Origin of the sequence: Microbacterium sp. 3J1 (assembly GCF_001049495.1) — a bacterium.
GTDB lineage: Bacteria > Actinomycetota > Actinomycetes > Actinomycetales > Microbacteriaceae > Microbacterium.
In genome coordinates, this window is record NZ_CDWI01000001.1 from 242,827 (window position 1) to 252,137 (window position 9,311).

General features: G+C 69.5%; 7 protein-coding genes and 1 rRNA gene. 3 read left to right on the top strand and 5 right to left on the bottom strand.

The features are described from left to right. Nucleotides 1–50 precede the first annotated feature (50 nt). Both BN2660_RS01165 and cls read left to right on the top strand, forming a co-directional pair. Nucleotides 51–1,328 carry a DUF445 domain-containing protein gene (locus tag BN2660_RS01165; protein WP_091226148.1) on the top strand — a complete coding sequence of 426 codons (1,278 nt, stop codon included), beginning with the start codon at nt 51–53 and terminating at the stop codon, nt 1,326–1,328. Nucleotides 1,329–1,488: 160 nt separating this feature from the next. Beyond that, nucleotides 1,489–2,949 (top strand): cardiolipin synthase, encoded by a 1,461-nt coding sequence (gene cls, locus BN2660_RS01170; RefSeq protein ID WP_091226149.1) that lies wholly within the window; start codon nt 1,489–1,491, stop codon nt 2,947–2,949. Between the two features lie 22 nt (nt 2,950–2,971). Here the strand turns inward: cls and BN2660_RS01175 are convergent, their stop codons facing one another. Genes BN2660_RS01175 through hutH form a run of 4 tightly spaced genes read right to left on the bottom strand, consistent with a single transcriptional unit; the run spans nt 2,972 to nt 8,271 of the window. Continuing rightward, the gene (locus BN2660_RS01175) at nt 2,972–3,877 is read right to left on the bottom strand and encodes an arginase family protein (RefSeq protein WP_091226151.1); all 906 of its coding nucleotides are present in this window, start codon (nt 3,875–3,877) and stop codon (nt 2,972–2,974) included. Then, entirely contained in the window at nt 3,874–5,076 is a 1,203-nt protein-coding gene (gene hutI, locus BN2660_RS01180) for an imidazolonepropionase (RefSeq protein WP_091226154.1), read from the bottom strand. Before hutI ends, BN2660_RS01175 begins: the two co-directional genes overlap by 4 nt. Beyond that, a complete protein-coding gene (gene hutU / locus BN2660_RS01185) occupies nt 5,073–6,737 on the bottom strand; it encodes a urocanate hydratase (RefSeq protein ID WP_091226157.1) in 1,665 nt (554 codons plus the stop codon). Before hutU ends, hutI begins: the two co-directional genes overlap by 4 nt. After that, nucleotides 6,730–8,271, bottom strand: coding sequence for a histidine ammonia-lyase (hutH, locus tag BN2660_RS01190; protein WP_091226159.1), 1,542 nt, complete (start codon nt 8,269–8,271; stop codon nt 6,730–6,732). Before hutH ends, hutU begins: the two co-directional genes overlap by 8 nt. Before the next feature lie 52 nt (nt 8,272–8,323). Here hutH and BN2660_RS01195 point away from each other — a divergent pair, with 52 nt between their 5' ends. Continuing rightward, nucleotides 8,324–9,100, top strand: a complete 777-nt coding sequence (locus BN2660_RS01195; RefSeq protein WP_255304978.1) for an IclR family transcriptional regulator — start codon at nt 8,324–8,326, stop codon at nt 9,098–9,100. A gap of 92 nt (nt 9,101–9,192) precedes the next feature. On the opposite strand, the gene rrf is transcribed toward BN2660_RS01195, so the two are convergent. After that, nucleotides 9,193–9,309 (bottom strand): 5S ribosomal RNA (gene rrf, locus BN2660_RS01200). Nucleotides 9,310–9,311 lie beyond the last annotated feature (2 nt).

Consider the following 9,311-nt stretch of genomic DNA (forward strand, 5'->3'; position numbering starts at 1 on the left):
CCGAGCCCCGGAACGTCCTCGGAATGGACTCCGCGTGAAAGGATGACGTCATGCCGCGAACACCGATGGCGCTCCTCTCGCCCGCAGACCAGGTTCGACTTCGCGCCCTCCGACGGATGAAGGCGGTGGCGCTCGGTGCGCTCCTCTTCATGGCGGTGGTGTTCGTCATCGCGTTCTGGCTGCAGGAACGACAGCCGTGGCTCGGCTACGTGCGGGCGGCCGCGGAGGGCGGCATGGTCGGCGCGCTCGCGGACTGGTTCGCCGTCACCGCGCTCTTCCGCCGCCCGCTCGGACTCCCCATCCCGCACACCGCGATCATCCCCAACCGCAAAGACGAGATCGGGCGCACCCTCGGCGAGTTCGTCGAGACGAACTTCCTCGAGGCCGGCGTCGTGCGCACCAAGCTCGCCAGCACCGCCGTCTCGCGCCGTGCCGGCGAGTGGCTGCGCGAGCCCGCGCACGCCGAGCGGGTGGGCGCTGAAGGCGCGGCCATCGCCACCGCCGTCCTCAACGCCCTGAGCGACGACGACGTGCGCGACCTCATCACCGACCTCGCTCGCGAGCACCTCGTCGCCCCCGAGTGGGGTCCCCCCGCGGGGGCCTGGCTCGAGAAGATCGTCGACGCCGGCGCGCACCACGGCGCCGTCGATCTGGCCGTCGACAGCGTCGGCCGCTGGCTCGACGCGAACGCAGGCTCCTTCTCTGGGCTCATCTCGCGTCGACTGCCGGGATGGATGCCGAAGCTCGCACAGCGCCTGGTCGATGACACCGCCTACAACGAGGCGGTCAAGTTCGTCCGCGCCATGCAGGCAGACCCCCAGCATCCCGCGCGCCTCGCCATCGACGGCTACCTCGTGCGTCTCGCCGACAGCCTGCAGAACGACCCCGTGACGAGGGCCAAGTTCGAGAACGCGAAGGCGTCGCTGTTCGACAGCCCTCGCGTCGGAGCCCTCGCCGCCGAAGCGTGGAACACGGCGAAGGCCGGGCTGCTCACCGCGCTCGCCGACCCCGCGAGCGGACTCCGCGTCCGTGCCGCGCAGGCGCTGCAAGAGATCGGCGAGCGACTGACGACGGATGCCGCACTGCAGCACCGCGTCGACACGTGGGTCTCCGACGCCGCCGTCTTCGTCGTCGACCGATACCGTCATGACATCGCGTCGATCATCACCGACACCGTCGAGCGCTGGGACCCGGTCGAGACGACCGAGAAGATCGAGCTCATGGTCGGCCGCGACCTGCAGTACATCCGCCTGAACGGCACGTTCGTGGGCGCGCTCGCAGGCCTTGCGATCTTCACCATCGCGCACCTGGTGATCCCCGGCGCCTGACCGCGGGGCCTCTGGCCCGGCGGTCCTCGCGCCGGAAGCCATCGCACCGACCGGGTGAGGGCCTGTGGAGGACCCGACTCTCCGCTGCTAGCGTGCTCACCACTCGCGCAGGTCGCACTGGGGTCTCCTCTGACATGCCGACACCACCGAAGGAGGACGCATGGACTCGCTGCTCTCCGCGAACGTGACCTGGACGATCCTGGCCGTCGCGGCGTTCTTCATCAACGTGCTCGCGCTGATCTACATCCCGCGGGGCCGTAAACCCACGGCGGCGATGGCATGGCTGCTCCTGGTGTTCCTGCTGCCCTTCGTCGGCATCGCGCTCTACCTGCTGATCGGCGACTTCCGCCTGCCGAAGAAGCGCCGCGACGAGCAGCAGCGCATCACGGCCATGATCTCCGAGCGCTCGGGCGACCACGTCGACGTGCACGCTCCGCGCTGGCTGCAGCGCGTCGCCCAGCAGAACCATGCCCTCACCGGGCTGCCGATGGTCGGCGACTCCTCCGCGCAGCTGATCGACGACTACCAGGGATCCATCGATGCGATGGCGGCAGCCATCGGGTCCGCCGAGCGATACGTGCATGTCGCGTTCTACATCGCGGCGCGGGACGAGACGACCCATCGATTCTTCGCGGCGATGGAGCGGGCCGTCGCGCGCGGTGTCACCGTGCGCCTCCTCGCCGACTACATCGCCTCGCGCAAGATCCCGAAGTCCGAGGAGACCTTCGCCGAACTCGATCGGATCGGCGTGAAGTGGGCGTGGATGCTGCCGGTGCGGCCCTTCAAGGGCGAATACCAGCGTCCCGATCTGCGCAATCACCGCAAGCTCGTCGTCGTCGACGGGACTGTCGGATTCATCGGCTCGCAGAACCTCATCTCCCGTGACTACGACTCGGAGAAGAACATCAGACGCGGGTTGATGTGGCAGGAGCTGGTGTCGCGGGTCGAGGGACAGATCGTCGCCCAGGTCGACGCGGTCTTCCTGTCCGATTGGCTGATCGAGACCGGCGAGGATCTGTCCTCTGTCGAGCGGGTCCCGGCCTCTGCGATTCCGAGACCCGCGTCAGCGGATCTGCATTGTCAGATGGTCCCGAGCGGTCCGGCGTATGGCACGGAGAACAACCTGCGGATGTTCCTCTCGCTCATCCACGGCGCCACGGAGAGGGTCATCCTCACGAGCCCGTACTTCGTGCCGGATGAAGCGATGATGTACGCGATCACGTCGGCCTGCCGGCGCGGGCTCGACGTGCAGCTGTTCGTGTCGGAGCTGGGCGACCAGGCCATGGTCTATCACGCGCAGCGGTCGTACTACGAGGCGCTGCTGCGCGCCGGGGTGCGCATCTTCCTGTACCCGGCGCCATACATCCTGCATGCCAAGCACTTCTCGATCGACGACGACGTCGCCGTGATCGGTTCGAGCAACATGGACATCCGTTCGTTCAGCCTGAACTCGGAGATGTCGCTGCTGGTGCGCGGCGAGTCCTTCGTCGCTCAGATGCGCGAGGTCGAGCAGAAGTACCGCACCGCCGGCCGGGAACTGACTCTCTCCGAATGGCTGCGCGAACCTGCGAAGTCGACTTTCCTCGACGGAGTCTTCCGGCTCACGTCAGCTCTGAACTGAGTCGCGCGGTTCCGACCCCGTGTCAGCGGATGGCGAGACCTGCCAGCATCTCGAGCACGCAGAGCGCCGCGAGGCGCACCGTGCGCAGGTCGTCGGTGTCGGCGGTCGCGTCGACCTCGGCGATGTCCGCGCTGACGACCCGGGGGTCCGCGGTGATACCGCGCACGAGCGCACGCAGCTCCCACGCGGCGAAACCGCCGGGAACGCTCGCGGGACACCCGGGCGCGGCCGCGCGATCCGCCGCGTCGACATCGACGTCGAGATGGATGCGGGCGGCAGCACCCGCCCCGGCGATGGTCGTGGCCTCGGCGACGACATCGGCGAGGCCGCGCCGCCGCACCTCGTCGAGCGTGATCACCCGGATTCCCCAGTCCGCTGCCCTCGCGGCATAGGCTGCCGAGTTCGCGAAGTCGGCGATGCCGATCTGGACGATCCTCGCCGGATCGACTCGTTCGGTCTCGGGGGCGTCCTCGACGAGTCGTCGCACGGGTGAGCCGTTCGAGACGCCGTCGCGCAGGTCGAAGTGGGCATCGATCGTGATCAGTCCGGTCGCTCCGGCGCCACGGGCGACCGGGTAGGTCAGAGCGTTGTCGCCCCCGAGCGCGATGACGAGGCGCCCCGCGTCGGCGAGCTCGTGCACGCGAGCGACGGTGGCCGCGAGTCCGACCTCACCGTCGGGCTCCGCCACGTCTCCGGCGTCGAGGACTCGCAGCACCGCATCGAGATCGACGACCGGCGGGCCCATGAGCATGGCGCTGTACCGCGTGAGCGCCTGGCGGATCGCCGCGGGCGTCGCGTGCGCACCGGTCGGCGAGAGCGAGGTGCGCCAGGTCGGGACTCCGAGCAACACAGCATCCGCATCATCTCCTGTGGTGAACGCGGGCCAGGAGCCCGCGCACGGCCACAGTTCATCGTGAGGGAGAGTCATGATCCTCCGTTTCGTGCCGATCCTGCAGCCGCGAACACCGTCACGCCGTCCTTCCAGACCCTGTCGACGAGAGGCACGCCGGGCCGATAGGCGAGATGGATGCGCGTCGGCGCCGTCAACAGCACGAGGTCGGCGCGCGCCCCGGGCGTGATCACGCCGATGTCGGGTCGATCGAGGGCGAGAGCTCCCCCGGCCGTCGCCGCCCACACCGCTTCGGCGGGCGTCATCCCCATGTCGCGCACCGCGATGGCGATGCAGAACGACATCGACGATGTGAAGCTCGACCCCGGGTTGGTGTCGCAGGCGAGCGCCACAGTGACCCCCGCGTCGATCAGCCGGCGAGCATCCGGATACGGCTGACGCGTCGAGAACTCCACCCCGGGCAGCAGCGTGAGCACGGTGTCGGAGGAGGCGAGCGCCGTGACATCCTCGTCCGTCAGGTAGGTGCCATGATCGACCGAGGCCGCGCCCAGCTCGACGGCCAACCGCACTCCGCCCCCGGGGCCGAGCTGGCTCGCGTGCACGCGCGGCCGCAGCCCCTTCGCGATTCCGGCGTCGAGCACTCTGCGGGACTGCTCCACCGTGAACGCGTCGGTCTCGCAGAACACGTCGATCCACTTCGCATGCGGCGCACACGCGTCGAGCATCGCGCCGGCCACGAGGTCGACGTACTCGTCGGCGCGATCGGCGTACTCGGCGGGGACCACGTGCGCTCCGAGGAAGGTGACCTCGGGAGTGACCTCGGCCGCGAGGCGCACCAGGCGCTCCTCATCGCGAACGCTGAGTCCATAGCCGCTCTTGATCTCGACGGTCGTCGTCCCCTGGGCGCGCATCTCGTCGACGAACCCGTGCAGTCGAGCCCGCAGCTCCTCGTCGCTCGCCGCTCTCGTGGCTGCGACGGTGGAGCGGATGCCGCCGGCGGCGTACTTCTGCCCGGCCATCCTGGCCTCGAACTCGTCGGCGCGATCGCCACCGAACACGAGGTGGCTGTGGCTGTCGACGAAACCGGGGATCACCGCCCGACCGCGCGCGTCCACGACCTCGTCCACCCGAGGAGCGTCCGCCGTCGCGCCGACCCAGGAGATCCGCCCGTCCTCGACGAGAACGGCCGCCTGGCGCAGCGTCCCTGCGCGGTCGCCGTCCGACGAGATCACGTTCGTCGTGAGCTCGCCGATGTTCGTCAGCAGCGCGGTGCTCACAGCATCGGCACCTTCAGGCCGCGCTCGCGTGCGATCTCGCGAGCGTGCTCGTACCCCGCGTCGACGTGACGCATGACCCCGGTGCCGGGATCGTTCGTCAGCACGCGCTCGAGCTTCTCGGCGGCGAGTGCAGACCCGTCGGCGACCGTGACCTGGCCCGCGTGGAGGGATCGCCCGATCCCCACTCCGCCTCCGTGGTGCAGAGACACCCACGAGGCGCCGGATGCCGTGTTGAGCAGGGCGTTCAGCAACGGCCAGTCGGCGATCGCGTCGGATCCGTCCTTCATGGCCTCGGTCTCACGGTACGGGGAGGCGACCGATCCCGAGTCGAGGTGGTCGCGACCGATCACGATCGGCGCCGTCAGCTCCCCGGAGGCCACCATCTCGTTGAATCTCAGTCCGGCGAGGTGGCGCTCCTTGTACCCGAGCCAGCAGATCCGGGCCGGAAGTCCCTCGAAGTGCACCTTCTCGCCCGCCTTCTCGAGCCACCTGTGCAGCGCCTTGTCGTCGGGGAAGAGGTCGGCGATCGCCCGATCGGTGCGGTGGATGTCCTCGGGATCCCCCGAGAGCGCCGCCCAGCGGAAGGGACCCCGGCCCTCTTCGAACTGCGGCCGGATGTACGCGGGCACGAAACCCGGGAACTCGAACGCCCGCTCGAAACCGCCCAGCTGCGCCTCGGCGCGGATCGAGTTGCCGTAGTCGAAGACAGCGGCACCTGCGTCCTGGAACGCGACCATCGCCTCGACGTGCCGGGCCATCGACTCGCGAGAACGCCGGGTGAACTCCTCGGCATCGCGCTCGGCCTCGGCCCTCCACTCCGCGACCGGGATACCGACCGGCAGGTAGGCCAGAGGGTCGTGCGCGCTCGTCTGATCGGTGACGATGTCGATCGGCACCCCGCGTCGCCGCAGTTCGGGGAACACTTCCGCCGCATTGCCGACCACACCGACCGACAGGGCCTCGCCGGCATCCTTCGCCGCCACGACGCGCTCGACGGCCGCGTCGAGATCCGTGGTGTACTCATCGAGGTATCCGTGGTCCACACGCCGCGAGAGTCGGGATTCGTCGACGTCGACGATGAGCACGACCCCGTCGTTGAGCGTCACGGCCAGCGGCTGCGCGCCACCCATCCCGCCGGCGCCGCCGGTCAGAGTCAGCGTTCCTCGAAGCGACTCCCTCCCGAGTGAGCGGGCGACGGCCGCGAAGGTCTCGTACGTCCCCTGCAGGATTCCCTGAGTGCCGATGTAGATCCACGACCCGGCTGTCATCTGGCCGTACATGATGAGCCCGAGCTCCTCGAGGCGGCGGAACTCCGGCCAGTTCGCCCAATCCCCCACGAGATTGGAGTTGGCGATCAGGACGCGCGGTGCCCATTCGTGCGTGCGGAAGACGCCGACCGGCTTGCCCGACTGCACCAGCAGGGTCTCGTCCGGCTCCAGCTCGTCGAGCGTGCGGACGATCGCGTCGTACGCCTCCCAGCTGCGCGCCGCCTTGCCCGTGCCGCCGTACACGACGAGGTCTTCGGGGTGCTCGGCGACCTCGGCGTCGAGGTTGTTCATGAGCATCCGCTTGGCCGCCTCGGCGCCCCAGCTCTTGGCGGTGCGCTGGTTGCCGCGCGCGGCGCGGACGGTGCGCGGCCCGGTCGGAGTGGTGTCAGTCATTCGCGTGCTCCTCTGCGATGCGGGCGACGGCGCCGGACTGCACGAGCGCGGTCACGGCTTCGATGTCAGGTGACAGGAAGTGATCGGGTCCTGGGCCCGCGGCGACGGTGCGGACGAGGTCGCGCACGGCGCCCGTCGCCGGCCCGGCCTGCAGGGGCGCACGGAGGTCGAGCGCGCGGGCACCCGTGAGGATCTCGATCGCCAGCACGCGTCCGAGTCCGTCGATGGCGCGTCGCAGCTTGCGCGCGGCAGCCCAGCCCATCGACACGTGGTCCTCCTGCATGGCGGACGACGGGATCGAATCGACGGATGCCGGAACTGCGAGGCGCTTGAGCTCGGACACGATGCCCGCGGCCGCATACTGCGCGATCATCAGGCCCGAGTCGACGCCCACCTCGTCGGCGAGGAAGGGCGGAAGACCGCGGTTCCTCGCGGGGTCGAGCGCGCGGTCGGTCCGTCGCTCTGACACCGACGCGACGTCGGCGACGGAGATGGCGAGGAAGTCGAGTACGGCGGCGACGGGCGCTCCGTGGAAGTTCCCGTTGGATTCGATGCGGCCGTCGACGGTGATCACGGGGTTGTCGATCACACTGGCGAGCTCGCGATCGGCGATGGTCGCGGCATACGCCACCGTGTCGCGCGCCGCACCGTGCACCTGCGGGGAGCAGCGCAGCGAGTACGCATCCTGCACCCGTCCGTCCTCCGGCCCCTTGTGGCTGTGCACGAGGGGCGAGTCGCGAAGGAACGCCCGGAGGTTCGCGGCCGACCGCCCCTGACCTATCTGGGGGCGCAGCGCCATGAGGTCGGCGGCGAATACGGCGTCCGTGCCCAGCTGGGACTCGATGGACATCGCCGCGGCCACATCCGCCGTGACGAGGAGCGCGTCGAGGTCATGCAGAGCGAGCACGAGCATCCCCAGCATCCCGTCGGTGCCGTTGATGAGGGCGAGTCCCTCCTTCTCGACGAGTGTGAGCGGAAGGATGCCGGATGCCGCCAGTGCGTCGGATGCCGCGATGAGCTCTCCGTCTTCGTCTCGGACCTCGCCCTCGCCCATCGCCGACAGGGCGATGTGAGCGAGCGGTGCGAGGTCGCCCGAGCATCCGAGCGAGCCGTACTCGCGCACGATGGGCGTGATGCCGGCGTTGAGCAGAGCGGCATACGTCTCGACGACGACGGGGCGCACCCCGGTACGGCCGGACGCCAGCGTCTGCAACCGGAGGAGCTGGAGTCCGCGCACGACCTCGCGCTCGACCTCGGCGCCGGTGCCGGCCGCGTGCGAACGGATGAGGCTGGCCTGCAGCTGGAGCCGACGATCCGGGGCGATGAAGGTGGTGGCGAGAGCGCCGAAACCGGTCGAGACGCCGTAGTGCGGATGCGGGTCGGCGGCGAGTTCGTCGATCACGCGCCGGGTGTGCGCGACGCGCTCGAGCGCCGCGGGACTGACCACGACACGGGCGCCGTGTCGTGCGACGGCGACGACGTCGGCAGGACTCAACGGCGCATCGCCGACGACGACAGGGGAAGGATCACTCATGTCTCGATTCCACACCCGACAGGTCGCGGCGGATACCCGATCATGGGATGCTGTGTCTGTGATCCCAGACGATGCGGAGGCCGCGCCTCAGGTTCCCGCCGCAGACAACACGCTGCGGATCCTGCGCTACCTTGCCGGTCGGCCCGCGCCTGTCGCCGCTTCGGCCATAGCGCGGGAGCTCGAGCTGCCGAGGTCGACCGTGTACCACCTGCTCACGACGCTCGCGGCGCACGGCTTCGTGCTGCATCTCCGTGAGGACCGGCGTTGGGGCCTCGGCACGTCGGCGTTCGAACTCGCCGGCGGGTATGCCAGACAGCAGCCTCTGGCCAGGCTGGGCCGCCCTCTGGTCGCGGGCCTCTCCGATCTGCTCGGTGAGAGCGCGCATCTCGCGGTGATGAGCGGCGGCGACGTGCTGTACATCGTCGAGGAGCGCGCCCCTCGACGGCCGGCTCTCGTCACGGACGTCGGAGTACGGCTCCCGGCGCATCTCACGGCATCCGGACGAGCGATGCTCGCCGCGCTCCCCCGTGAGCAGGTTCGCGCTCTGTATCCGAGCGCGTCTGCCTTTCCCGACCGCACGGGCCTGGGCCCGCGCACGCCCGGCGAGCTGCGGGAGCTTCTGCGTACCGTGCGGGTGCGCGGTTATGCGACCGAGGACAGCGAGGTGGCCGAAGGCCTTCGCAGCGTCGGCGCGGTCGTGCGCGACCATGCGGGGTGGCCGGTCGCCGCGGTCGCCGCGACCTGGGGCGATGCGGATCTCGACGAGGCCGCCCTCGCGGACGCTGTGCGCGAGACCGCAGCCGTCCTCGAGTCCCGGTTGAAGCGATGAGTCCCGGTTGAAGCGATGCGCGTCGCGCACGCGAAAAGCACGTTAACGCAGAAAAGCCACCCAACATTGGGTGGCTTTTCTGTATAAAAGGAGTCCGGCGGTGTCCTACTCTCCCACAGGGTCCCCCCTGCAGTACCATCGGCGCTGTGAGGCTTAGCTTCCGGGTTCGGAATGTAACCGGGCGTTTCCCTCACGCTATGGCCGCCGAAAC

Coding starts and splice junctions, on each gene's coding strand:
- cls (WP_091226149.1), top strand. CDS start 1,489: ATGGACTCGCTGCTCTCCGCGAACGTGACCTGGACGATCCTGGCCGTC.
- BN2660_RS01165 (WP_091226148.1), top strand. CDS start 51: ATGCCGCGAACACCGATGGCGCTCCTCTCGCCCGCAGACCAGGTTCGA.
- hutU (WP_091226157.1), bottom strand. CDS start 6,737: ATGACTGACACCACTCCGACCGGGCCGCGCACCGTCCGCGCCGCGCGC.
- hutH (WP_091226159.1), bottom strand. CDS start 8,271: ATGAGTGATCCTTCCCCTGTCGTCGTCGGCGATGCGCCGTTGAGTCCT.
- BN2660_RS01175 (WP_091226151.1), bottom strand. CDS start 3,877: ATGACTCTCCCTCACGATGAACTGTGGCCGTGCGCGGGCTCCTGGCCC.